This is a genomic window from Ectobacillus funiculus (genome assembly GCF_004138295.1).
In the GTDB taxonomy this organism is placed as follows: Bacteria; Bacillota; Bacilli; order Bacillales; family Bacillaceae_G; genus Ectobacillus; species Ectobacillus funiculus.
The window spans coordinates 21854-47124 of sequence record NZ_SCFM01000006.1 but is presented as its reverse complement, the minus strand read 5'-3'; the positions used below and the strand labels follow the sequence as shown (position 1 = coordinate 47124).

At 43.3% G+C, this 25271-nt stretch carries 21 protein-coding genes and 2 pseudogenes; all 23 read left to right on the top strand.

Annotated elements, in window-relative coordinates; translation table 11 throughout:
- Positions 1-77 precede the first annotated feature (77 nt).
- Positions 78-980, top strand: coding sequence for a dipicolinic acid synthetase subunit A (dpaA, locus tag EP737_RS04600; protein ID WP_129726755.1), 903 nt, complete (start codon positions 78-80; stop codon positions 978-980).
- Positions 977-1576, top strand: coding sequence for a dipicolinate synthase subunit B (locus EP737_RS04595; RefSeq protein WP_129726754.1), 600 nt, complete (start codon positions 977-979; stop codon positions 1574-1576). The genes dpaA and EP737_RS04595 overlap by 4 nt, the downstream gene beginning before the upstream one ends.
- 137 nt (positions 1577-1713) lie before the next feature.
- Positions 1714-2760, top strand: a complete 1047-nt coding sequence (gene asd / locus EP737_RS04590) for an aspartate-semialdehyde dehydrogenase (protein WP_129726753.1) — start codon at positions 1714-1716, stop codon at positions 2758-2760.
- A 19-nt stretch (positions 2761-2779) separates the two neighbouring features.
- Positions 2780-4012: an aspartate kinase gene (gene dapG / locus EP737_RS04585; protein ID WP_129726752.1), complete on the top strand. Its 1233-nt coding sequence runs from the start codon at positions 2780-2782 to the stop codon at positions 4010-4012.
- A gap of 11 nt (positions 4013-4023) precedes the next feature.
- On the top strand, positions 4024-4905 hold the full coding sequence (dapA, locus tag EP737_RS04580) for a 4-hydroxy-tetrahydrodipicolinate synthase (RefSeq protein ID WP_129726751.1): 882 nt from the start codon (positions 4024-4026) through the stop codon (positions 4903-4905).
- A gap of 358 nt (positions 4906-5263) precedes the next feature.
- Positions 5264-6931 carry a ribonuclease J gene (locus tag EP737_RS04575; protein ID WP_129726750.1) on the top strand — a complete coding sequence of 556 codons (1668 nt, stop codon included), beginning with the start codon at positions 5264-5266 and terminating at the stop codon, positions 6929-6931.
- Positions 6932-7154: 223 nt separating this feature from the next.
- The gene (locus EP737_RS04570; protein WP_129726749.1) at positions 7155-7898 is read left to right on the top strand and encodes a ClpP family protease; all 744 of its coding nucleotides are present in this window, start codon (positions 7155-7157) and stop codon (positions 7896-7898) included.
- Complete coding sequence (locus tag EP737_RS04565) at positions 7895-8101, top strand: YlzJ-like family protein (RefSeq protein WP_129726748.1); 207 nt, start codon at positions 7895-7897, stop codon at positions 8099-8101. Before EP737_RS04570 ends, EP737_RS04565 begins: the two co-directional genes overlap by 4 nt.
- A gap of 393 nt (positions 8102-8494) precedes the next feature.
- Positions 8495-9253: pseudogene (locus tag EP737_RS26835) on the top strand (cell division protein FtsK); the annotation flags it as partial.
- 147 nt (positions 9254-9400) lie between these two features.
- Positions 9401-10855 (top strand): annotated as a pseudogene (locus EP737_RS26830) (DNA translocase FtsK); the annotation flags it as partial.
- A gap of 309 nt (positions 10856-11164) precedes the next feature.
- The gene (locus EP737_RS04555) at positions 11165-12232 is read left to right on the top strand and encodes a BMP family lipoprotein (protein WP_129726746.1); all 1068 of its coding nucleotides are present in this window, start codon (positions 11165-11167) and stop codon (positions 12230-12232) included.
- Positions 12233-12595: 363 nt separating this feature from the next.
- Positions 12596-14134 carry an ABC transporter ATP-binding protein gene (locus EP737_RS04550; RefSeq protein WP_129726745.1) on the top strand — a complete coding sequence of 513 codons (1539 nt, stop codon included), beginning with the start codon at positions 12596-12598 and terminating at the stop codon, positions 14132-14134.
- The gene (locus EP737_RS04545; RefSeq protein WP_129726744.1) at positions 14127-15185 is read left to right on the top strand and encodes an ABC transporter permease; all 1059 of its coding nucleotides are present in this window, start codon (positions 14127-14129) and stop codon (positions 15183-15185) included. The genes EP737_RS04550 and EP737_RS04545 overlap by 8 nt, the downstream gene beginning before the upstream one ends.
- The gene (locus EP737_RS04540; protein WP_129726743.1) at positions 15186-16145 is read left to right on the top strand and encodes an ABC transporter permease; all 960 of its coding nucleotides are present in this window, start codon (positions 15186-15188) and stop codon (positions 16143-16145) included.
- Between the two features lie 295 nt (positions 16146-16440).
- Positions 16441-17715, top strand: coding sequence for an EF-P 5-aminopentanol modification-associated protein YfmF (yfmF, locus tag EP737_RS04535; protein ID WP_129726742.1), 1275 nt, complete (start codon positions 16441-16443; stop codon positions 17713-17715).
- Between the two features lies 1 nt (position 17716).
- The gene (yfmH, locus tag EP737_RS04530; protein WP_129726741.1) at positions 17717-19003 is read left to right on the top strand and encodes an EF-P 5-aminopentanol modification-associated protein YfmH; all 1287 of its coding nucleotides are present in this window, start codon (positions 17717-17719) and stop codon (positions 19001-19003) included.
- A 236-nt stretch (positions 19004-19239) separates the two neighbouring features.
- Positions 19240-19965, top strand: a complete 726-nt coding sequence (gene ymfI, locus EP737_RS04525) for an elongation factor P 5-aminopentanone reductase (RefSeq protein WP_129726740.1) — start codon at positions 19240-19242, stop codon at positions 19963-19965.
- A gap of 72 nt (positions 19966-20037) precedes the next feature.
- Positions 20038-20286 carry a DUF3243 domain-containing protein gene (locus tag EP737_RS04520; RefSeq protein ID WP_129726739.1) on the top strand — a complete coding sequence of 83 codons (249 nt, stop codon included), beginning with the start codon at positions 20038-20040 and terminating at the stop codon, positions 20284-20286.
- A 164-nt stretch (positions 20287-20450) separates the two neighbouring features.
- Positions 20451-21236, top strand: coding sequence for a DUF3388 domain-containing protein (locus EP737_RS04515; protein ID WP_129726738.1), 786 nt, complete (start codon positions 20451-20453; stop codon positions 21234-21236).
- 12 nt (positions 21237-21248) lie between these two features.
- Entirely contained in the window at positions 21249-22148 is a 900-nt protein-coding gene (locus EP737_RS04510) for a helix-turn-helix domain-containing protein (RefSeq protein ID WP_205650881.1), read from the top strand.
- 61 nt (positions 22149-22209) lie between these two features.
- Positions 22210-22788, top strand: coding sequence for a CDP-diacylglycerol--glycerol-3-phosphate 3-phosphatidyltransferase (gene pgsA / locus EP737_RS04505; protein WP_129726736.1), 579 nt, complete (start codon positions 22210-22212; stop codon positions 22786-22788).
- 12 nt (positions 22789-22800) lie between these two features.
- Entirely contained in the window at positions 22801-24036 is a 1236-nt protein-coding gene (locus tag EP737_RS04500; RefSeq protein ID WP_129726735.1) for a competence/damage-inducible protein A, read from the top strand.
- Positions 24037-24183: 147 nt separating this feature from the next.
- A complete protein-coding gene (recA, locus tag EP737_RS04495; protein ID WP_129726734.1) occupies positions 24184-25230 on the top strand; it encodes a recombinase RecA in 1047 nt (348 codons plus the stop codon).
- The last annotated feature ends 41 nt before the right edge of the window (positions 25231-25271 follow it).

Sequence of the window (25271 nt, the reverse complement as noted above, 5' to 3'; positions counted from 1 at the left end):
ACATATGATGTGGAGGAAACTAAAGAGTTAGGCGATTTGCTTATATAGATTAGCTGAAAAAGAAGGTGAAGCGGAATATGTTAACTGACATGCATATAGCTGTGATAGGAGGAGATGCGAGACAGCTTGAGGTCATCCGAAAGCTAATTGAATTGGATGCAAAGTTGTCATTAGTCGGCTTCGATCAGTTGGATCATGGATTTACGGGAGCTTCTAAGGAACACATGCACGAATTGGACTTCGCCTCGTTAGATGCAGTGGTTTTACCGGTAGCCGGGACAAATACAGAAGGCGGAATTGATACAATTTTTTCAAACGAGAAAGTAGTGCTGACAAAAGAACAAATAGAAAGAACGCCGCCGCATTTCACTATATATTCTGGGATTAGCAATGCTTACTTAGATAACTTGGCTTCGTCCTGCCAAAGAAAGCTCGTTAAGTTATTTGAGCGCGATGACGTGGCTATTTATAACTCGATTCCAACCGTAGAAGGCACCATTATGATGGTAATTCAGCATACCGATTATACAATACATGGTTCGAAGGTAATGGTGCTTGGCTTTGGAAGAACAGGAATGAGTGTAGCGCGTACGTTTCAAGCGCTAGGAGCACATGTGAAAGTGGGGGCACGCCGCTCTGAGCACATTGCCCGCATTACAGAAATGACATTTACACCGTTTCAGATGCAGGATTTAGAGAAAGAAGTGCATGATGTTGATATCGTAATTAATACGATTCCGCATCTTATCGTAACGGCAAGTGTGATTGCAAAGATGCCAGCGCATACACTGATTGTCGACTTAGCATCAAAGCCGGGCGGGACTGATTTTCGCTATGCTGAGAAAAGGGGCGTCAAGGCCTTTTTGGCACCAGGCCTTCCAGGTATTGTTGCACCGAAAACTGCGGGGCAAATTCTTGCAAATGTACTATCCTCCTTATTCACAGAGGATTTAAAGGTAAGAAAGGAGAATGGCAAATGAGTTTAAAAGGAAAACGCATTGGGTTTGGATTTACAGGATCCCATTGTACGTATGCAGAAGTTATGCCCTATTTGCAGCAGCTTGTCGATGAGGGGGCAGAGGTGCGGCCTGTTGTTTCCTATACCTTAAAATCAACAAATACCCGTTTTGGAGAAGGAGAAGAATGGGTTCGGAAAATCGAAGAAATTACGGGATTTCCGGTGATTGACAGTATTGTAGGAGCTGAGCCCCTTGGTCCTAAGCTTCCGCTTGATTGCATGGTCGTTGCTCCGATGACAGGAAACTCCATGAGCAAGCTTGCCAATGCGATGACAGATTCCCCGGTGCTTATGGCAATAAAAGCAACATTGCGCAATTGCAAGCCGGTTGTGCTTGCGATTTCAACGAATGATGCCCTCGGACTAAATGGTGTAAATCTTATGCGTTTGATGGCAACAAAAAATATTTATTTTGTTCCATTTGGGCAGGATGCGCCAGAGAAAAAGCCGAATTCAATGGTTGCTCGTATGGAACTGCTTCGTGATACAGTTGTTTCTTCCATAGAAGGAAAGCAATTCCAACCAGTAATTGTAGAAAAATTCCGTTATATGAATTAATACTCAAAAAACGCAACAATTTTCAAAAAAAAATCTCATGACTTTGCAACAAGTATGGTAAAATTGTTCTAATAAAGATGGAGACGACAATAGGCTCCATCTTTTTGCAAGCAAGTAGTGCTGAAAGGGGTCTAGTCATGACAAAGAAACAAGCTTTTCATGTTGCTGTAGTCGGAGCAACCGGCGCAGTTGGAGAACAAATGTTAAAAACTTTAGAAAACCGCAACTTTCCAATCGGAAAGTTAACACTTTTATCTTCAAAACGTTCGGCGGGCAAGAAGCTAGTATTTAAAGGTGAAGAATTTACAATCCAAGAAGCAACTCCAGAGAGCTTTGAAGGAGTGGATATCGCTTTATTTAGCGCAGGTGGGTCTGTATCTTTAGAGCTTGCGCCGGAAGCGGCAAAGCGCGGTGCCATTGTTGTTGATAACACAAGTGCGTTCCGTATGGATGCAAACACACCGCTTGTAGTGCCGGAAGTAAATGAAAAAGATTTGCTTGAGCATAACGGCATCATCGCAAATCCAAACTGCTCTACAATTCAAATGGTTGTAGCACTTGAGCCGATTCGCCAAGCATACGGATTAGGCCGTGTAATTGTATCAACATACCAAGCGGTATCTGGTGCAGGTGTGACTGCAATCGAAGAATTGAAAACACAAGCGCAAGCGATGCTCAATGGAGAAACTCCAGAAGCAAATATCTTGCCTGTGAAGGCCTTGGATAAACATTATCCAATCGCGTTCAACGCAATTCCGCAAATTGATAAATTTACGGACAATGGCTTTACTTATGAAGAAATGAAAATGATTAATGAAACGAAAAAAATTATGCATATGCCAGAATTAGAAGTCGCAGCAACTTGCGTACGTCTCCCAGTTGTATCGGGACATTCTGAGTCTGTATATATTGAAATAGAACAGGACGGAGTAACAGTGGAAGATCTTCGTACTCTTTTAGCGAGCGCAGAAGGCGTTGTGCTTCAAGATAATCCAGCGGAGCAGCTGTACCCAACACCTCTTGATGCAACAGGCAAAAACGAGGTATTTGTTGGCCGCATCCGTAAAGATTTGAATAATGACAAAGGCTTCCATCTTTGGGTTGTATCTGATAATTTGTTAAAAGGTGCCGCTTGGAACTCAGTTCAAATTGCAGAACGATTGGTGAAACTAGGATTAGTGTAACATCAAAGAGGGTGCAAACATGAAAATTATTGTGCAAAAATTCGGCGGTACATCTGTACGCGATGAAAACGGCAGAAAGCATGCGTTCAAACATATCGCAAGGGCATTAGAGGAAGGATACAAGGTTGTTGTAGTTGTATCGGCAATGGGTCGAAAAGGAGAGCCGTATGCAACCGACACGCTTCTTAGCTTAGTGAAGGATAAGAACTCCCGTATTTCTAAACGTGAGCAAGATCTTCTCTTATCCTGTGGCGAGATAATTTCTGCTGTCGTGTTTTCCAACATGTTAAACGAGAATGGGATTAACGCCTCTGCTTTTACCGGAGCGCAGGCCGGTTTTGTCACAAATGATGATTTTACAAATGCAAAGATTATAGAAATGAAGTGCGACCGCTTATTGAAGACGTTGCGCGAGTTTGATGTCGTAGTTGTCACCGGTTTTCAAGGACAAACGAAAACCGGTGACCCGACAACGCTCGGACGCGGTGGCAGCGACACATCTGCTTCTGCTCTCGGAGTGGCACTCCAGGTGGAATATATTGACATTTTTACAGATGTAGAGGGTGTGATGACCGCTGATCCACGTATTGTACAGGATGCAAGACCGCTCGATGTGGTGACATACAATGAAATTTGTAATATGGCGTATCAGGGGGCGAAGGTCATACACCCGCGAGCTGTTGAAATTGCGATGCATGCAAAGGTGCCCATCCGTGTTCGTTCCACTTATTCTGACGGTGTTGGAACGCTTGTTACAGCATATGGAGGTGCAGTGAAGGGGAGAGATGTTCAGGAACGTCTTGTAACGGGAATTGCACACGTACCAAATGTAACACAGATCAAGGTGCTCGCTAAGGATGGCCCGTACGATTTGCATGCGCAAGTGTTCAAGGAAATGGCGAATGAAGGAATTAGTGTAGACTTTATTAATATTTCTCCGACAGGCGTTGCCTACACAGTGAGCGATGATTTAGCAGATCGTGCCGTTACTGTGCTGCGCGCCATCGGCTATGAGCCACTTGTTGCGCGTCGATGTGCAAAGGTATCTATTGTTGGTGCTGGTATTACAGGTGTCCCAGGCGTAACGTCCAAAATTGTAACGGCGTTGTCAGAGAAAGGGATTCAAATTTTACAATCAGCCGACAGTTATACGACCATTTGGGTGCTCGTCAAGGAAAGCGATTTAGTGGAGGCTGTAAATGCTCTGCACGGCGCCTTTCAATTAGCGGAAGCAAAGCAAGTGGAACATTAAGGAGTGAGAGCATGATCGATTTTGGAGCAGTTGCGACTGCGATGGTGACGCCATTTGATCAAGATGGGCGTCTTGACCTCGCGAAAACAACGCAATTAGTGGAATATTTAATCGATAACGGAACAACAGCCCTTGTAGTAGCGGGGACGACCGGAGAATCCCCAACCTTAACAACAGACGAAAAGCTAGCGCTATTTCGCCATGTTGTAGAGGTAGTGAAAGGAAGAATTCCGGTTGTCGCTGGAACGGGCAATAATAACACACAAGCTTCAATTGAATTAACGAAGAAAGCGGAAGAAACAGGTGTAGATGCGGTAATGCTTGTGGCGCCGTACTACAATAAGCCAAATCAAGAAGGACTGTATCAGCATTTCAAAACGATTGCTGAGAGCACGAAGCTTCCTGTTATGCTTTATAATATCCCAGGACGTACCTCCATAAATGTGACGGTTGATACAATCGTTCGTTTATCACAGCTGCCAAACGTTATGGCGCTAAAGGATGCATCTGGTGACGTTTTGGCGATGACAGAAATTATTGAGAGAACGGATGAAAACTTTGCTGTTTACAGCGGTGATGACGGCTTAACGTTGCCAGCACTTGCAGTTGGCGCAAATGGTGTTATTTCCGTTGCTGCTCATGTAATCGGCAATGATATACAGGCGATGATTGCTGCTTTCCGAAGTGGTGACACGAAAAAGGCGCAGCGTCTTCATCAATTTGTACTGCGCATTACAAAGGCGCTCTTTATGGCTCCAAATCCAACTGCTGTTAAAGCAGCAATGCAAATGCTCGGAACAGACGCTGGATCTGTACGTTTGCCGCTCGCTCCTTTAAGTGAAAGCGAGCAAAAGCAATTGTCACAAATCGTTCAGTCGATTCCGCGTCAATAAAGAAAACACAACTTGTTTTTATGCTGCAAAGATGCTGAAAAAGTCGGCTTTAGAAGAAAAGGAAGCTAATTACCTACATATAGCGGTAGGTGATTAGCTTCTTTTCGTTTTTATTACACTTTAAGAAAGGATAAATTTCTAGCTCGATGTCAATTCGACGTAGCGAGAAATGTTAGGAATAAAGTATAAGTAGGGCTCGCCAATTGGCGAGTTTTCTTTATCGGTTCGGGCATGTTGCGGGATCTGTTAAAACCCTGTTCATTGCTAGAAATTAACTTGTATTCTATTTCTTGTATCAGGTATAATATCTCTAAGTGACTTAGTACGGGTATACTTAACAAAATTTGGAGGTTAAAAGGTGAGGAAAGAGACAGAAAAAATTAAAGTATTCGCCCTAGGTGGAGTAGGGGAAATTGGCAAGAACATGTATGTTATTGAAGTAGATTCGGATATTTTTGTCGTAGACGCTGGATTGATGTTTCCAGAGGAAGAGATGTTCGGAATTGATATTGTAATCCCTGATATCACGTATTTGCAGGAAAATAAGGAACGAGTAAAAGGGATTTTCTTAACGCACGGTCACGAAGATCATATTGGTGGTGTTTCATACGTACTAAGAAAGCTACCTGTTCCGGTTTACGGTACACGCTTAACATTAGCATTAGTTGAAGATAAATTGAGCGAGGCAGGATTGCTCGGACGTGTAACATTAAAAACTATAGATGCAAATTCTGTTTTGGAATTTGAAACCGCACAAGTTTCATTTTTCCGTGTGACGCATAGCATTCCTGATGCAGTCGGGATATGTGTTCATACCTCACAAGGTTCGATTGTTTATACAGGTGATTTTAAATTTGATCAAACTCCTGTGGACGTATATGGCGCTGACATTGGAAAGATGGCACAAATCGGTAACGAGGGTGTGCTATGTTTATTGTCGGACAGCACAAATGCGGAGCGTCCTGGCTTTACCGGCTCTGAAAGATCAGTAGGTGTAGAGATTTCAAAAGAATTTCATAATGCGGAGGGGCGGATTATTGTTGCTTCCTTTGCATCAAATGTTCACCGCCTTCAGCAAGTATTTGATGCAGCCTTTGAAAATGATCGGAAGGTAGCAGTCGTGGGCCGAAGCATGGTGAAGGTTGTGGATATTGCTCGCAATCTTGGTTACTTGCATATTCCAGACGACATGTTAATTTCACTGCAGGATATTGATAATTATCCAGAGTGTAAGATAGCAGTTTTAACAACAGGCAGTCAGGGAGAACCGATGGCAGCACTCTCACGAATGGCTAAAAATGCACACAAACAAGTAGCCATTCGAAAAGGTGATACAGTGATTATTGCAGCTAGTCCGATTCCGGGGAATGAAACATCTGTGTCCAAGACGATTGACCTGCTGTTTCGTGCTGGCGCTAATGTTATATATTACGGCGAAAAGAAAATTCACGTATCGGGTCATGCAAGTCAAGAAGAATTAAAGTTAATGTTAAATATTATGAAGCCGAAATATTTCATTCCCGTACATGGGGAATTCCGTATGCAAAAGGCACATGCGAAGCTTGCATCTGCTACTGGTATTTCACCTCACCGTACTTTTATTGTAGAAAAAGGCGAGGTTATCGAGTTCAAGGAAGGTAGAGCGAAAGCTGGAACGAAGGTACAAGCTGGTAATGTGTTAATTGATGGTCTTGGTGTTGGGGACGTTGGTAATATCGTATTGCGTGATCGGAAGCTGCTCTCTCAGGATGGCATCCTTGTAGTTGTTATTACGCTTAGCAAGGAAGCAAAAACAATTGTATCTGGCCCAGAGATCATTTCGCGCGGCTTTGTATATGTACGAGAGTCTGAACAGCTTATTGATGGTTCTGCGAGGCTAGTGAAGGAAATTATTGAGCAATCCATTCGGGAATACGCTATTGAATGGTCTACATTAAAACAAAATATTCGTGACTCTCTCAGTCAATTCTTATTTGAGAGAACGAAGCGAAAGCCAATGATTTTACCGATCATCATGGAAGTCTAATAAAGCAGGCTCGCTGATTGGCGAAGACATCGCCCCGAAAAGTTATACTTTCTTATCTTAAAATAAAAACAAAGCGCTCCCGGCAGGAGCGCTTTGTTTTTGGATAGCGGGATGACCCTTCTCACCTATAGATTCGATATTGACTTCATATGCATGTCCTTTCTCCGCATGAAAAACGGAATGTAACAAATACTACTTGTATAATGGCGAAAGGAGCAGGATTATGGCAGATCGCGAATACATAATAAACCAAGAAGGAACGGAAAAAAAAGAAGAAGTAAAAGATAGCATTGTGGAAAAAATACAGCAGCTTGGACAAACAAATGTCCCGCAGCTAAATGAATCCCGCATTCACTGCTTAACAATTGTTGGACAAATTGAGGGACATGTACAGCTCCCTCCTCAAAATAAAACGACAAAATATGAACATGTTATTCCGCAAATTGTTGCCATCGAGCAAAATCCAAAAATTGAAGGATTGCTTATTTTATTAAATACAGTAGGGGGAGACGTGGAGGCAGGTCTCGCCATTTCTGAAATGATTGCCTCTCTATCTAAGCCAACTGTTTCTATCGTACTGGGAGGAGGACACTCCATCGGTGTTCCGATCGCCGTCTCTACAAATTATTCCTTTATTGCAGAAACAGCGACAATGACGATTCATCCAATCCGCTTAACGGGCTTGGTGATTGGCGTTCCGCAAACGTTCGAATATCTGGATAAGATGCAGGAACGTGTCATTCGGTTTGTCACTAAGAATTCAAAGGTGACGGAAGATCGATTCAAAGAGCTTATGTTTGCGAAGGGGAATTTAACACGTGATATTGGCACGAATGTTGTGGGGATTGATGCCGTTAAATACGGTCTCATCGATGAGGTGGGAGGAATAGGTCCTGCCCTCCGCAAGTTAAATGAAATGATTGACAGCCGTGTGCAGCCCCAAGAAGGAGGGGGACTGCTGCAATGATTTTATATACAATCCTGCCGGAAGAAGTCTTATACCCAGTAGATGAGACAGTATTTACAAAGCAAAGGCTTGTAAATTGCGGCGGTTGCGATTTGGTTGTGGAGGCAACGCCTGATAACGAGTATAAGGTTGTACGAATATTGAGCAGTGATCCGCAGCATTACTTACAATACCAGCCCGGGCAAAAAGTGATCATTCATTGAACTCGCCCCACTTACCAACGGACTACGCTCATTATGTGCTTGAAGTGGGGGTCTTCTGTAGGGAAATGATAAAAAGCAGGAATTTAAAAGGAATATATAGTATAATATAAAGAAAAACGACAGATGGAGCAGCCAACAAGGCTGCTTTCTTCCGTTCCAAATTAAGAAAGTATTCCTTATTTTGGAATTATCTAGTTCCCACGGCCTGCTCCGATCTCCGGAATAACCTTCGGCACAAAAGATAAAAAGCGCCTTGTGTGCCAAGGAACACACGGAAAGCTTCTATGAATAAGTTTTTCCCGAACCGTGTGTTTGGTGCGCGGGGGGTTTTACGCCGGGAGCAAGGGCGAGCAGTGTCTGCTTTTTATGTATAATAAGTTTCGAGGTGAAAAAATGACAAAGCAAAAGAGAGGTAAAAAAATGAAGGAACGGCAATCAGTGCGGCCAACGATGCGCTACGAGATTGTCGGTTTGTCTCTTTTCGCACTCTCTCTCATTACAATTTTACAGCTTGGTGTGATCGGAAAGGCTTTTGTTTTGTTTTTCCGCTTTTTCTTTGGCCAATGGTACATGATTGGCTTGCTTGGGGCAATCAGTTTGTCTGTGTATTTCGTGCTAAAGCGGCAATGGCCGAATTTAGCGACTAAACGTATGATTGGAGTGTATTTAATCGTACTGGCTATTTTAATGTTCAGCCATGTGACATTGTTTCAAATGCTAACTAACAACGGAAAGCTTCCAAGTCCGTCTGTTATTGTGAACACGAAGGATTTGTTCCTCATGGAAGCAAAAGGGGAAATTGGCTCTAAGGATCTAGGAGGAGGCATGCTCGGGGCGCTTATGTTTGCCTCATGTTATTTTTTATTTGATGCGATGGGAGCTTACATTATTGGAGCGATTTTTATTGTGCTTGGTCTTCTTTGTATTACAAATAAGCATTTGGGCGAGGTGTTGTCTCCGGTTTTTATGCTTGTCAGAGGACAGCTAGCGGCATTTGGTCAGGATTATAAAGGTTGGAAGGAAAGTAGAGCAGCGGAGAAAACGGAGAAAAAGAAAGCTACGAAAACAAGAAGCGAGCGTCATGAAAGAGCTATAATGGAGCAACAAGCAGATGAGGATGAAGAAGAAGATACGCCTCCTATTATTATTAATGATACATATGCCTTGCACGGGGAGGATGATGAGCCTCCAGCAGCACCGCCAAAGGAGGAAAATCGGACAATCAAGATTAATTTAGGCATTCCAACGCCGCAGAAGGAGGAAGGCGCAGCAGAACCAGCAGTTATAGCTGTTCCTGAGCCAAACCTGCAGTTTGTGCACGTTGAAGCAAAGGATTATACCATTCCGTCGCTGGATTTGCTCAAATCGCCGAGCAAACGGGGCATTGCTGATGATACAGATAAAATAAAGGAAAATGTTGAGATATTAGAAGAAACCTTCAAAAGCTTTGGTGTGAAAGCTAAGGTGACAGAGGTGCATAGGGGACCGGCTGTTACAAAATATGAGGTATATCCAGGGACAGGTGTGAAGGTTAGTAAGATTGTCAGTTTAAGTGATGATTTAGCACTTGCTTTAGCTGCGAAGGATATACGGATTGAGGCGCCTATTCCAGGGAAGTCGGCAATTGGTATCGAGGTACCAAACTCGGAAATCGCAATGGTCACACTGCGGGAGGTTCTTGAAGGGAAAGCAAGCAAACATCAGGACGAGAAGCTATTGATTGGTCTTGGCCGTGATATTGCTGGTGAGGCAGTTGTTGCACGGCTTAATAAAATGCCGCATCTTCTTGTTGCTGGTGCAACTGGCAGCGGAAAAAGTGTTTGTATTAATGGTATCATTATCAGTATTTTGATGCGGACAAAGCCGCATGAAGTGAAAATGATGATGATCGATCCAAAAATGGTAGAGCTGAACATGTATAATGGTGTGCCGCATCTGCTTGCACCTGTTGTCACAGATCCGAAAAAAGCATCACAGGCACTAAAAAAGGTTGTAAGTGAAATGGAGAGACGCTACGAGTTATTTGCTCATAGCGGAACGCGTAATATTGAAGGGTATAATGAGTACGTGAACCAATATAATGAGCATGCGGATGCAAAGCAGCCAACATTGCCTTATATTGTTGTAATTGTGGACGAGCTTGCTGATCTCATGATGGTTGCTTCCTCAGATGTGGAAGATAGCATTATGCGTCTCGCCCAGATGGCACGTGCAGCCGGCATTCATTTAATACTAGCAACACAGCGTCCATCCGTTGATGTCATTACGGGCGTCATTAAAGCGAATATTCCCTCAAGGATCGCCTTTGCTGTTTCATCGCAAACTGATTCACGTACCATTTTGGATACAGGGGGAGCAGATAAGCTTCTTGGCCGCGGGGACATGCTGTTTCTTCCGGTGGGGGCATCGAAACCGATTCGTGTACAAGGTGCATTTTTATCTGATGAAGAAGTCGAAAAAGTTGTGGAGTATGTCATATCGCAACAAAAAGCGCAATATCAGGAGGATATGATCCCGAAAGAGGGAACAGAGAGTGTGCAGGATGTAGAGGATAATTTATATGAGGAGGCAGTACAACTTGTTGTAGATATGCAAACAGCTTCCGTCTCTATGCTGCAAAGGCGCTTTCGGATTGGCTATACGCGTGCGGCCCGTTTAATTGACGCAATGGAAATGAACGGAGTTGTTGGTCCGTATGAAGGAAGCAAGCCACGCGAAGTATTGGTGAAGGACGTACAAGAAAAAAGTTCGTAAAGAAAACTCGCCGATTGGCAAGCCTGTCCTTGGGTGAAGATAGAGGCGTAGCCCTACTTATACTGTATTCCTAAAATTCCCCACTGCGTCGAATGAACTTCCAGCTGGGAATTTATCCTTTCCTACAGTGTAAAAAAGGTACAAACGAGAGAAACGCAATTTTGCATTTCTCCTGTTTGTACCTTTTATTTGTTTTACAAAAAATGAAACCATTGTAATTTTATTTGTTCTTTTTAGGAAGATGAAGGAAAGAAAGGGACATGATATATATATCCATTTCTTTTATATCAACTAGGAGGGACATAGAGGATGAAGAAAAAAGCAGGGCTACTTTTATCTTTAACACTGGCTGCTAGCACTATGTTAGGGGCTTGCGGTAACGCTAATAAGGAAGCTGGCGATACGAAAAAAACCAGTGGTTTTAAAGTTGGCATGGTTACAGATGTTGGCGGGGTGGACGATAAATCTTTTAACCAGTCCGCTTGGGAGGGATTAACAGAGTTTGGTAAAAAGAACAGTTTGAAAGAGAATGAAGACTACCGTTATTTGCAGTCTACTCGCGATTCTGAATATGAGCCAAACCTAACAAAATTCGCTGAAGGCAACTATAACCTAACATTTGGTATCGGCTACTTAATGCAGGAAGCTGTTGAAAAGGTAGCAGATCAATTTCCAAACAACCAATTTGCGATTGTTGACAGTGTGATTGACAAAAAGAATGTCACAAGCATTACATTTAAGGAAAATGAAGGTTCCTTTCTTGTCGGTGTTGTTGCGGCTCTAACAACAAAATCGAATAAGGTCGGCTTTATCGGCGGAACAAAAAGTCCGCTCATTCAAAAGTTTGAGTATGGATTTAAAGCGGGAGTAAAGGCAGTGAATCCGAATATTGAGGTTGTCGCTGAGTATGCGGAAGCGTTCGATAAGCCGGAAAAAGGCTCTGTTCTAGCATCGGCGATGTATGGGCAAGGTGTGGATGTTATTTATCATGCATCTGGCGCAACTGGAAATGGCGTATTTACAGAGGCGAAAAATCGTGCGAAAAAAGGCACAAAGGTCTGGGTAATTGGTGTTGACCGTGATCAGCATCAAGAAGGCATGCCAGAAAACGTAACATTAACTTCTATGGTCAAGCGCGTTGATGTAGCGGTGGCTGAAGTAGCTCAAGAAATGAAGGATGGCAAATTAGAGGGTGGGAAAACGCTTGAGTTTGGCCTCAAGGAAGAGGGAGTAGGCATTGCACCTACAAAAGATAATGTCAGTCAAGATGCGCAAACAAAGGTAGAGGAATTCACGAAGAAAATTTTGAACGGTGAAATCAAGGTTCCAGCTACGGAAGAAGAATATAAGGCATATGAAGCTGCTTTAAAGAAGTAGAGAAGAAAAGCAGTGCGAGGGTTAGTTCAGAGAGCTAGCCTTCGTATGTATTTTCACTGTAAGAAAGTATAAATTCCTAGCTAGAAGTCAATTCGACGTAGTGGGGAATTTTAGGAATACAGTGTAAGTAGGGCTACGCCTCTGTCTTCGCTCGGGGGGCAGGGCTCACCAATCAGCGGGTTTTCTTTACACTTTAAGAAAGTATAAATTTCTAGCTGGAGGCCGATTCGACGTAGTTAGAAATTTTAGGAACAAAGTATAAGGGCAACTACGCCTCTGTCTTCGCCCAAAAGCAGGGCTCGCCAATCGGCGAGTTTTCTTTACCATACACTATATGGAGCTTCCAATGGAGGAGGTCTTGCTATGAGCTATGAGTATGTAATTGAAATGAATGGCATCACCAAAATCTTTCCAGGCATTGTTGCAAACGACAATATTACACTTCAAGTGAAAAAGGGTGAGATTCACGCACTGCTAGGAGAGAATGGTGCCGGAAAATCCACACTAATGAATGTGTTGTTTGGCTTGTATCAGCCCGAGGAAGGCGAAATTCGGGTGAAAGGAAAACCGGTTAAGATTACAAGTCCAAACGTTGCAAACGATTTAGGAATTGGCATGGTGCACCAGCATTTTATGCTTGTGCATAATTTCACTGTAACAGAAAATATCATTCTCGGAAATGAACCGACGAAGGGTGGCAAAATTAATATTGCAGATGCTGCGCTAGAAATTAAAAAGCTGTCTGAGCAATACGGCTTGGCGGTAGATCCGTATGCGAAAATTGAGGACATTTCTGTTGGGATGCAGCAACGTGTGGAAATTTTAAAAACGCTATACCGTGGTGCGGAAATTTTGATTTTTGATGAACCAACGGCAGTATTAACTCCGCAGGAAATTCATGAACTAATCGCTATTATGAAGCGTCTCGTGCATGAGGGAAAATCCATTGTTCTCATTACACATAAACTGAAGGAAATTATGGAGGTAAGCAACCGTTGTACGATTATCCGCAAAGGAAAAGGAATTGGAACAGTGACAATTGCGGAGACAAATGAGGACAAATTAGCAGAGTTGATGGTCGGGCGTCAAGTGAGCTTTAAAACAGAAAAGTCAGACGCAAAGCCTCGTCAGGATGTGCTTAGCATCCGTAATTTGACTGTGCATGATACCCGCGGCCTCCCTGCTGTAAAGGGGCTTGACTTAGCCGTTCGTGCGGGAGAAGTGATGGGCATTGCCGGGATAGAAGGCAATGGCCAAAGCGAGCTGATTGAAGCCATTACCGGCTTACGAAAAGTTGAGTCAGGATCTATTACGCTAAGCGGGAAAGAGATTACAAATTGGCCGACCCGCCGCATCACAGAGGAAGGGGTAGGGCATATTCCGCAGGATCGTCATAAGCACGGACTTGTACTAGATTTTTCAATTGGTGACAATATGGTGCTGCAAACCTACTATAAGCCGCCATTTTCAAAAGGTGGCATTCTAAATTTTAACAAGGTGTATGAGAAAGCAAAAATGCTGATTCAGCAATTCGACGTCCGCACACCGAGTGAATATACACCTGCACGCGCTTTGTCTGGAGGAAATCAGCAAAAAGCTATTATCGCCCGTGAGGTGGATCGTAATCCAGAATTGTTAATCGCAGCGCAGCCAACTCGGGGGCTTGATGTTGGCGCCATTGAATTTATTCATAAAAAGCTCATTGAGCAGCGTGATAAAGGCAAGGCAGTACTGCTTATTTCCTTAGAGTTGGATGAAGTTATTAATGTGAGCGATCGGATTGCAGTTATCTATGAGGGACAAATTGTTGATATTGTAGATGCTAAGCAAACAGATGAACAAGAGCTTGGATTACTAATGGCTGGCGGCAAGCAAAGAGAGAAGGTGAAGGAAGATGCCTAAAATTACATTATCGCCCCGGATGATTGGAGTGTTAGTACCAATTGTATCAGCTGTATTTGGTCTGCTTGTCGGCGCAATTGTGATGATGGTAAGCGGTTATGATCCTATTGCTGGGTACGGTGCATTATGGGAAGGGATGGTCGGAACACCCCGGGCATTTGGAGAGACCCTTCGTACGATGATTCCGCTTGTGCTGGCAGGCTTATCCGTTGCATTTGCATTTCGCACAGGTCTGTTTAATATCGGTGTCGAAGGGCAGCTTCTTGTAGGGTGGTTCGCATCTGTGTGGGCTGGTTATGCGCTGCATTTGCCAAGTGTCCTTCATATTCCCCTTTCTATTTTAGGGGCGGCGATTGCGGGTGGAATCTGGGGATTTATTCCGGGATTTTTAAAGGGAAAATTTAAAGTGAATGAAGTCATTGTGACGATTATGCTGAATTATGTTGCCTTGTATCTCACGTATGATTTTATCAAACGCTTTTTAGATGCCGGAAATGAAAAATCTTACGACATCCAGGAAACGGCCTCCTTAGCATCTACTATGCTTTCGAATATAACAGGAGGCTCACGCTTGCACTGGGGCATTGTTGTTGCGCTTATTATGGCTGTCCTGATGTGGTTTTTGATTGATCGTACAGCTCTTGGGTATGAATTGAAGGCTGTGGGGTTTAATACATATGCATCGCAATACGCTGGGATGAAGGTCTCCCGGAATATTGTACTTTCAATGTCGATTGCGGGGGCATTTGCTGGGATTGGCGGAGCAATGGAAGGATTGGGCACCTTTCAGAATATGACTGCCATGTCCTCCTTTACGGGAATTGGATTTGACGGGATTGCTGTTGCTTTACTTGGGGGTAATAACGCCTTTGGTATTTTGCTTGCAGCTTTATTATTTGGCGGATTAAAAAGTGCTGCGCCGCAAATGAACTTTACAGCTAACGTTCCATCCGAACTCATTAATGTGATCATCGCCTTTATTATTTTCTTTGTGGCAAGCAGCTACGTCCTTCGTTGGTTGCTTTCCCGTTTGAGTAAGGAGGGGAAGTAGATGAGCTTCTTGGAGTTATTAGGGATTATTGTTTCCGGAACGCTTTATACAGCAACACCGCTCATCTTTACTGCGCTTGGCGGGGTATTTAGCGAACGATCCGGCGTTGTCAATATCGCACTGGAGGGATTAATGCTGTTCGGTGCGTTTATCGGAATCGTTACAACGCTTTTAATGGGCGATACCTGGGGGACGGCAGCGCCATGGGTGTCACTGATTGTTGCAGCGATTGCCAGCGGCTTGTTTGCGCTGCTTCACGGGGTCGCATCCATCACACTAAAAGCAGATCAGACAGTGAGCGGCGTTGCTATTAATTTTCTCGCTCTTGGCTTAACAGTGTTTGCGATTAAGAAAATCTTTGGAAAGGGACAAACTGATTTTATTCAGTTTCGCATTGAAAAGGTGGATGTCCCGATTCTTTCCGATATCCCGATTATCGGGAGAATCTTTTTCTCGGATGTGCCGTATACATCCTATATTGCTATCATTCTTGCCTTTGTTGTATGGTATATGATTTATAAGACGCCGTTTGGCTTGCGTCTGCGAGCGGTCGGGGAGCATCCGATGGCTGCAGATACGATGGGAATTAATGTGTATAAAATGCGTTATATCGCTGTATGTATTTCCGGGATGTTTGCAGGAGTCGGAGGTGCAGTATTTGCTACATCAATTTCCGGCAATTTTTCTGGCGGAACGATTACTGGACAGGGCTTTCTTGCATTAGCTGCAATGATTTTTGGAAAATGGCATCCCATTGGTGCGCTTGGTGCCGCTTTGTTTTTTGGTTTTGCTCAATCACTTGCTATTACGGGTGGGACCATCCCGTTTTTAAGAGGTGTTCCGAGCGTGATTTTAACAATCCTGCCTTATGTATTCACAATTCTTGCCCTTGTTGGCTTTGTTGGACGTGCGGAAGCACCGAAAGCTCTGGGCGTACCGTATGAAAAAGGAAAGAGATGATAAAAAGCCCATGGATGGGCTTTTTATCATACTTTAAGAGGGATAAGCTTCTAGCTAGGAGCCAATTCGACGTAGTGAGAAATTTTAGGAATAAAGTATAAGTGCAACTACGCCTCTGTCTTCGCCCAAAGGCAGGGCTCGCCAATCGGCGAGTTTTCTTTAGCAAAAACGTAAATAATCTTCTTTTTTATCATACAATAGACATAACTAGCTTCATTTGTACAAGAAACTTGCATACTGTTTGCTAAAAAATGTATATTGAAAAAGAACATCTCTTAATAGAGGAGGAACAAGAATGGAAGTTGTGTCTCAGCAGATACACCGTCTAGAAGGATTGACTGTACATATCATTCCAACCGTTAAGTATAAAACAAATACGCTTGTGCTTCGCATGAAGGCGCCGCTTTCGGAGGAAAATGTCACCTACCGCGCCATTTTACCATATGTTCTGCAAAGCGGAACAAAGCAACATCCATCTGTTAAAAGTATTCGCCAGTATGTAGAGGATTTGTATGGTGCTGCATTAGCTGTTGATGTGAATAAAAAGGGCGAAGAGCATGTTATCTCAATTTATATGGATGTTGCCAATGAGACATATCTGCAAGATGCACCTCCTTTGTTGGAGAAAACTGTGGCAATGCTTGCGGATGTTTTGTTGCACCCCGCAGAAGAGAATGGTGCTTTTGTTGCATCAATTGTGGAAAGCGAAAAACGCGCACTTTTGCAGCGGATTGAATCAGCATTTGATGATAAAATGCGCTACGCAAATCAACGTCTTATTGAGGAAATGTGCAAGGAGGAGCCGTATCGCCTTAGTCCAAATGGCCAGGAGGAGGCTGTGTCTTCCATTACGCCGCAGTCATTGTATGAATATTATAAGAAAGCTTTGTTAGAGGATGAAATTGATTTATATATCGTTGGTGATGTGACGGAAAATGCGCTGCAACTTGTAGAAAAATATTTTTCTATCCCGGTGCGGCAGCAGCAACAGAAACAAACGGCTCAGTCTGTAGCCCCTAGGCAGGAACGCGAGGTAGTGGAAAAGCAGGATTTAAAGCAAAGCAAGTTGAATATTGGCTATCGTACACATATTACATACAAAGATAATGATTATTTTGCACTCCAAGTATTTAATGGCTTATATGGCGGTTTTGCACATTCTAAGCTTTTCCGAAATGTGCGGGAGAAGCATAGTCTTGCCTATTATGCAGCTTCTCGGTATGAGAGCCACAAAGGAATCCTATTTGTGATGTCAGGAATTGAAGCGCAAAATTATGAAAAAGCAGTGAACATCATCGGGGAGCAACTGACGGCGATGCGAAATGGTGATTTTACAGAGGAGGATCTGTCTCAAACAAAAGCGGTTATTAAAAATCAAATTCTAGAGACTCTTGATACACCGCGCGGATTGATTGAATTACTATATCATGATGTTGTTGCCGATTATAAGCGTCCGATGGAAGCGTGGCTTGGTGATGTAGATCGTGTAACGCGAGATGAGATTATAGCAGTTGCTAATAAAATTGAGTTAGATACGATTTACTTATTGCAAGGATCGGAGGAGGCGTAGCATGGAGAAAATTGAATATGGACAGCTGAAAGAGCAGCTGTATTATGAAAAGCAGCCGAACGGTCTTGAGGTATATATCTTGCCAAAGAGCGGCTTTAATAAAACATATGCGACCTTTACGACAAAATACGGCTCAATTGATAATGAGTTTATACCGCTTGGCAAGGATGAAAAGCTGCGTGTTCCAGATGGCATTGCCCACTTTTTAGAACATAAGCTGTTTGAGAAAGAAGATCGGGATGTGTTTCAGGATTTTGGGAAGCAGGGGGCATCCTCCAATGCATTTACATCCTTTACGCGCACAGCGTATCTATTCTCCTGCACTTCAAATGTAGAAGTGAACTTACAAACACTTCTCGATTTTGTACAGGATCCATATTTTACGGAGCAAACCGTCGAAAAGGAAAAGGGGATTATCGGACAGGAAATTCAAATGTATCAAGACAATGCAGATTGGCGCTTATACTTTGGATTGATTGAAAGTTTATATAAAAAACATCCGGTTAAGATTGATATTGCTGGTACAATTCAGTCGATCAGCAAGATTACAAAAGATTTGCTATATGAATGCTATCGTACGTTTTATCATCCGAGCAATATGCTGCTGTTTATTGTTGGTCCAATTGATCCAGAGAAAATGATGCAGCTTGTACGCGACAATCAAGCCAATAAACCGTATACGGATCAGCCGAGCATTGAGCGCTTCTTCGAGGAGGAGCCGGAAGAGGTAAGTGAAAAGAAAACAGTGATTCAAATGACAGTACAAACACCCAAATGCTTAGTAGGCATTAAAACGAAGCAATCTGGGAAAACAGGCCGCGAGCTGCTGAAATTTGAAATTGCAACAACGCTGCTCATGGATTATTTATTTGGAAGAAGCTCTGATAACTATGAGCGTCTTTACCAGGACGGTTTGATTGATGATACATTTTCCTATGACTACACAGCAGAAAGCAATTTTGGATTTGCGATGGTTGGGGGCGATACGAAACAACCGGATGAGCTTGCGGAGCGTTTGCGTTCTATTTTACTCGATACAAATTATGAAGGGCTATCAGAAGAGACGCTAAGCCGTGTGAAAAAGAAAAAGATTGGCGGTGTTTTGCGTTCGCTGAATTCTCCGGAATTCATTGCCAACCAATTTACACGTTATGCGTTTAACGGTTCTAGCTTGTTTGATGCTTTGCCAATTCTAGAGGAAATTACAATCGATGATTTAAAGTCAGCTGCACAGGAATTTATTAATGAGAAGCGAATGAGTATTTGCCAGGTGGTTCCGAAGCGATAAAAAAGCATCCTTCCTTTAGGATGCTTTTTTTTCACTTTAAGAAAGTATAAATTTCTAGCTGGAAGCCCGTTTGACGTAGCGAGAAATTTTAGGAAGAAAGTATAAGTAGGGCTACGCCTCTGTCTTCACCCGGGGGGCAGGGCTCGCCAATCGGCGAGTTTTCTTTAGGAGCATAGGCTCTCTTGGGAGCAAAACAGGGCGAGTGTGCCTTTTTACAAAAAACGGAGGAATGTACCATGGGGAAATATGCATTGATTACAGGAGCAAGCGGCGGCATTGGTTCTGCAGTTGCACATCGACTTGCGGCTGATGGCTATTCGTTATATTTGCATTATCATCACAATGAAAATGCTGTAAGGAAGCTGCAGCAGGAGCTTGCTTCCAAGCACATTGGGGTTACGCTCGTTCAGGCAGACTTAACTGACGGGGACGGGGCAGAAGCATTGTGGGGTTCTGTGACGCATGAATTGGATGCAATTGTCTATACAGCTGGGAAAAGTGTGTTTGGGCTTGTGACGGATGTTACAAATGAAGAGTTAGAGCAGATGACACATCTGCAGCTGACAAATGTATATAAGTTAGTGAACCTGGCTCTGCCTGCAATGATTCGCCGCCGCACAGGCGGTGTCGTGATTATTTCTTCCATTTGGGGTCAGATTGGAGCATCCTGCGAGGTTTTATATTCGATGCTCAAGGGAGGGCAAAACACCTATGTGAAGGCGATAGCAAAGGAAGTCGCACTAAGCGGTATTCGGGTAAATGCTGTTGCTCCCGGTGCGATCGATACAGAAATGCTCCGGATATTTTCAGAAGACGAAACAAGAGCTCTTGCGGATGACATTCCGCTCGGCAGACTCGGGGTTCCGGAAGAAATCGCGAATACCGTAGCTTTTTTATTATCAAAGGAGGCTTCTTATATTACAGGGCAAATTATTGGAGTGAACGGCGGATGGCATTGTTGATACATAAAAACGAAGAAACTGACGCATAGTAAGAGTGAACCAATTATTACTTTTACAAAGGGGTGCATTGTAATGTCAGTATTAGACAATTGGGATCAATGGAAAGGTTTTCTAGGAGAGCGTTTAAATGCTGCAGATAGCAAAGGTCTTGATGGCAACTCTATCAATGAAATGGCATACCGCATAGGCGACTATTTGGCAAACGAAGTAGAAGCCCGCAATCCAGAAGAGCGCGTGTTAGCAGACCTTTGGAAAGTGGCAGACGAGCAGGAGCAACATACAATTGCTAACTTAATGCTTAAGATTGTCCAACATAAGTAAGAAAAAAGAGAGGCGCTGTCCTCTCTTTTTCTTATGGTGTGAGATCCAGTTTTTTCAAGTATGTATACATTTGAAGAGGCAGATAGCATAATTTAACTTTCCTATTGATATAAAATCATATAATATAGAATACGTAGATGTAAGGGAAGCGGGGAGGCTAGAAGATGATTGAATGGTATTTCGAGTATGAAATTCATAAGAATCGACCTGGTTTGCTTGGTGACGTGGCTTCCTTAATAGGGATGCTGGGCATTAATATTGTAACGATTAACGGGGTGGACAATTCCCGGCGAGGACTGCTGCTTAGATGTGACAATCAGGAGCAGATTACAAGGCTTGAATCAATTCTTAATACAATGGACAACATAACAGTAACGAAATATCGTCAGCCAAAACTTCGAGATCGGCTTGCTGTCCGGCATGGAAGGTATATCCAAAGGGATGCGGATGATAAGAAAACATTTCGATTTGTGCGTGATGAGCTTGGGTTGCTTGTTGATTTTATGGCCGAATTGATGAAAAAGGAAGGTCATAAGGTAATCGGCATTCGCGGAATGCCTCGTGTTGGAAAAACAGAGTCCATTGTAGCCTCAAGCGTGTGTGCAAATAAGCGTTGGATTTTCGTCTCCTCGACACTCATTAAACAAACTGTGCGCAGTCAGCTTATTCAAGATGAGTATAACGAGAACAATATTTTTATTTTAGACGGTATTGTTTCTACAAAAAGGGCAAACGAACGGCATTGGCAACTCGTGAGGGAAATTATGAGCCTCCCAGCCACAAAGGTAATTGAGCATCCGGACATTTTTGTAGGTCAATCAGAGTATACAATGGATGATATTGATTACATTATCGAGTTAAGGAATAGTGATGATGAAGAAATTAAGTACGATCTAGTGGACGACATTGAGCTGGATAAGAAAAATAACTTTTCCATGTTTGATTTTTAGGTACATATCGAGGTGTTATCAGTGACAGAACTAGGACAAAAGCTCAGGGAAGCAAGAGAAGCAAAAGGCCTTTCTCTTGATCAACTGCAGGAAATGACAAAAATTCAAAAGCGTTATTTGGTCAGCATTGAGGAAGGAAATTACGACGCACTGCCAGGGGAATTTTACGTTCGTGGCTTTATTAAACAGTATGCGGAAACTGTTGGACTCGACCCGGAGGCGATTGCACAGGAGCATTTCGGAAGGATGCCTGTAACACCAACGCAGGATGTGCCGCTCCGCTCACAACAACCGAGAGAAACGGTATCGCGCAACGCTTCTTCCAAGATTATGGATCATATGCCGAAAATGTTTATTGCATTGCTTGTTATAGCTGTTGGAGTCGGGATTTGGCTTACTGCACAGCTTTTCGCAAAGCCGTCGGAACATCAAGCAGAAAAAGTGACGCCGAGCTCCGACGCCCAAGTACAGGAGGCAAAGGATTCCACTTTAGGCAAACAGCAAGAGGAGCCTAAGGAAGAAAAAGCGAAGACGGAAAAAACACAGCCGGCTCAGGAGCCTGTGCAAGAACTAAAGGCAGTCCAAACATCGGGAAAGACTACTACGATGGAGCTTCGTAATAACAAAGGATTTACTGTGGAGATTACCGCTAAAGGACCATGCTACATCGATATTAAGAATGGTGCAGGAAAGATGTTTTACAGCGGTACGTTAAATGAGGGTGAAAGCCATCAGCAGGATATGTCAGCCGAAGAAGCTGTTCGTTTGAACATCGGAAGTTCGCCAAATGCTGACATCAAAATTAATGGTCAAGCCGTTGCTTATCCGCAGGATCCGAAAGAGTTTTATCATCAAATTTTGCTTATTAAAAATTTGAGTGTATCACAGGCAGGGCAACCTGCTCAACAATAGTCATCATTGCGATGACTTTTTTTCAATGAATAACCGCTTTACATATGATGGAGGAATAGTTGTGAACTTGCCAAATAAAATTACTGTTTCAAGAATTGCTTTAATCCCGGTGTTTCTACTTGTGATGCTTGTCCCGTTTGATTGGGGGGCGTATACGATCGGGGCTGTTGTTTTGCCCATACAGCATTTCGTAGGGGCGCTTATCTTCATCATTGCGTCTGCTACAGATTGGGTAGATGGATACTATGCACGTAAATACGATCTTGTTACAAACTTAGGGAAATTCCTTGACCCGCTCGCTGATAAGCTTCTTGTATCGGCGGCCTTAGTTGCACTCGTAGATCTTCATTACATATATGCTTGGATTGCAATTCTTATCATTACAAGAGAGTTTGCTGTTACAGGCTTGCGGTTGCTGCTCGCGGAAACTGGTGAGGTAGCGGCAGCCAAAATGTTGGGGAAAATAAAGATGTGGACGCAGGTTGTTGCAATTTCTGCTTATTTGCTTCATAATGTTCCGTTGCAATGGCTGCCATTCTCTCTTGCGGATGTATCTATGGCAGTTGCTGTTGTATTTACCGTTTTATCAGGATGGGATTATTTTGTGAAAAATAAGGCTGTTTTTGCAAATTCAAAATAGGGGGGTATCGGGATGAATGCGGAAATTATTGCAGTCGGAACCGAGCTCTTGCTCGGTCAAATTTTAAATACGAATGCGCAGTTCTTATCTCAAAAACTAGCAGCAATTGGCATGAATATGTACTACCAAACAGTAGTCGGTGACAATGCCGATCGTTTACGTTCTGCCATTGAGACAGCACAGCAGCGAGCTGATATTCTTATTTTTACTGGAGGTCTTGGGCCGACAAAGGACGATTTGACGAAGGAAACGATTGCCTTGGCTGTAGGAAGCTCGCTTGTCTATAACGATGATGCTCTTAGATCCATTGAAGAATACTATGCACGAACAGGGCGTACATTTACAGAGAATAATAAGAAGCAGGCGCTTGTACTCGAAGGTAGCGTTGTATTCCCGAATGATCATGGTATGGCACCGGGAATGGGCTTACGTCGAGATAACAAGACATATATTTTGCTACCAGGTCCGCCTAAGGAAATGAGACCGATGTATGACAGCTATGTGGAGCCTTTTTTACTTCCCCTTACCTCGAAGGAAACCTTGCATTCCCGTGTGCTTCGCTTTTTCGGTATCGGAGAATCACAGTTGGAGGAAACACTGCAGGATTTAATTGATACACAAACGAACCCAACCATTGCTCCTCTTGCTGCAGAGGGTGAGGTGACGCTTCGTCTAACGGCCAAGCATGCTTCAAAGGATGAAGCAAACAGATTAATAGATAATGTGGAACGGGCGATATTAGACAGAGTAGGCGAATTCTTTTACGGCTATGATCAAGATTCGTTGCAAGGAAAGCTAGTTTCCTTGCTAAAGAAAAAAGGAATGACGCTGGCATCTGCGGAAAGCTTAACGGGTGGGCTGTTCAGTGAGAAAATCACAGAAGTAGCAGGCGTATCCTCTTTCTTTTACGGGGGAGTTATTTGCTATAGCAACGAAGTGAAGCAGCATGTGCTAGGTGTACCTGCTGGCGTCCTGGAAACAGACGGAGCGGTCAGTGAAGCTTCCGCAGCTTTGCTTGCTGAAAATGTCAGCAAACTGTTGAAGGCGGACATTGGGATTAGCTTTACGGGCGTGGCCGGACCTGGGGAACTAGAAGGGAAACCGCCTGGTACAGTGTTTGTCGGGATTGCGGGAAAAGGTATGAAAACGTTAGTAGTTCCTCTCAAGCTATGGGGAACAAGGCAGCAAATACGAGAACGTGCGATGAGATACGGCATGTATCATTTATATAAAAAGCTAGAAGGTTAGTCCATCTAGCTTTTTCTTTTTCTCTAGGGAAAACAGAGTAACAGAAAGAGGAAAAATAAAGAAACGAATGAATGTTCGATTTTTAGTGGCATTTTTAAATAAAAACAAGTATAATAAAGATAGTCATAGAACAAAGGAGGAAATCTAGTGAGTGATCGTCAAGCAGCGTTAGAAATGGCGTTAAAGCAAATAGAGAAGCAATTTGGGAAAGGTTCCATTATGAAGCTTGGAGAGCAGTCCGAGCGTAAAATTTCCACTGTACCGAGTGGATCATTAGCATTGGACGTAGCACTTGGAGTCGGCGGATTTCCCCGCGGTCGTATCATCGAAGTGTACGGACCGGAAAGCTCGGGTAAAACAACAGTAGCACTTCATGCGATTGCAGAAGTACAGGCGCGCGGTGGACAGGCGGCCTTTATTGATGCGGAGCATGCGCTTGATCCGGTATATGCACAAAAATTAGGAGTAAATATCGATGAACTGCTCCTTTCTCAACCAGACACTGGTGAGCAAGGGTTAGAAATCGCAGAAGCATTGGTTCGCAGCGGCGCGATTGATATTATTGTTGTCGACTCTGTAGCGGCCCTTGTTCCGAAAGCGGAAATTGAAGGAGACATGGGAGATGCTCACGTTGGTTTGCAGGCACGTTTAATGTCCCAAGCGCTTCGTAAATTATCAGGTGCTATCAATAAATCCAAAACGATTACAATTTTTATCAACCAAATCCGTGAAAAAGTAGGCGTAATGTTCGGTAACCCTGAAACAACTCCTGGGGGTCGCGCGCTTAAGTTTTACGCGACAGTACGTTTAGAAGTGCGCCGCGCTGAGCAATTAAAGCAAGGCAATGATATTGTGGGGAATAAAACAAAAATTAAAGTTGTGAAAAATAAGGTAGCTCCTCCGTTTCGTCAAGCAGACGTGGATATCATGTATGGAGAAGGGATTTCCAAAGAAGGGGAAGCGCTCGACATGGCAGCGGAACTGGATATCGTGCAAAAGAGTGGAGCTTGGTATTCCTACAATGAGGAACGCCTTGGACAAGGACGCGAAAATTCAAAAACCTTCTTAAAAGAAAATAAAGAAATTCTTAATGAGATTTCATTCAAAATCCGTGAGCACTATGGCATCGATTCTGATGCACCGCGTACGATTACAGAAACAGAAGATGATGATTTTTCACTTTTAGAGGACTAAAGGGTAAAAAGGCACAGCAATGTGTCTTTTTTTATTGCTTT

Coding starts and splice junctions, on each gene's coding strand:
- dpaA (WP_129726755.1), top strand. CDS start 78: ATGTTAACTGACATGCATATAGCTGTGATAGGAGGAGATGCGAGACAG.
- EP737_RS04595 (WP_129726754.1), top strand. CDS start 977: ATGAGTTTAAAAGGAAAACGCATTGGGTTTGGATTTACAGGATCCCAT.
- asd (WP_129726753.1), top strand. CDS start 1,714: ATGACAAAGAAACAAGCTTTTCATGTTGCTGTAGTCGGAGCAACCGGC.
- dapG (WP_129726752.1), top strand. CDS start 2,780: ATGAAAATTATTGTGCAAAAATTCGGCGGTACATCTGTACGCGATGAA.
- dapA (WP_129726751.1), top strand. CDS start 4,024: ATGATCGATTTTGGAGCAGTTGCGACTGCGATGGTGACGCCATTTGAT.
- EP737_RS04570 (WP_129726749.1), top strand. CDS start 7,155: ATGGCAGATCGCGAATACATAATAAACCAAGAAGGAACGGAAAAAAAA.
- EP737_RS04565 (WP_129726748.1), top strand. CDS start 7,895: ATGATTTTATATACAATCCTGCCGGAAGAAGTCTTATACCCAGTAGAT.
- EP737_RS04555 (WP_129726746.1), top strand. CDS start 11,165: ATGAAGAAAAAAGCAGGGCTACTTTTATCTTTAACACTGGCTGCTAGC.
- EP737_RS04550 (WP_129726745.1), top strand. CDS start 12,596: ATGAGCTATGAGTATGTAATTGAAATGAATGGCATCACCAAAATCTTT.
- EP737_RS04545 (WP_129726744.1), top strand. CDS start 14,127: ATGCCTAAAATTACATTATCGCCCCGGATGATTGGAGTGTTAGTACCA.
- EP737_RS04540 (WP_129726743.1), top strand. CDS start 15,186: ATGAGCTTCTTGGAGTTATTAGGGATTATTGTTTCCGGAACGCTTTAT.
- yfmF (WP_129726742.1), top strand. CDS start 16,441: ATGGAAGTTGTGTCTCAGCAGATACACCGTCTAGAAGGATTGACTGTA.
- yfmH (WP_129726741.1), top strand. CDS start 17,717: ATGGAGAAAATTGAATATGGACAGCTGAAAGAGCAGCTGTATTATGAA.
- ymfI (WP_129726740.1), top strand. CDS start 19,240: ATGGGGAAATATGCATTGATTACAGGAGCAAGCGGCGGCATTGGTTCT.
- EP737_RS04520 (WP_129726739.1), top strand. CDS start 20,038: ATGTCAGTATTAGACAATTGGGATCAATGGAAAGGTTTTCTAGGAGAG.
- EP737_RS04515 (WP_129726738.1), top strand. CDS start 20,451: ATGATTGAATGGTATTTCGAGTATGAAATTCATAAGAATCGACCTGGT.
- EP737_RS04500 (WP_129726735.1), top strand. CDS start 22,801: ATGAATGCGGAAATTATTGCAGTCGGAACCGAGCTCTTGCTCGGTCAA.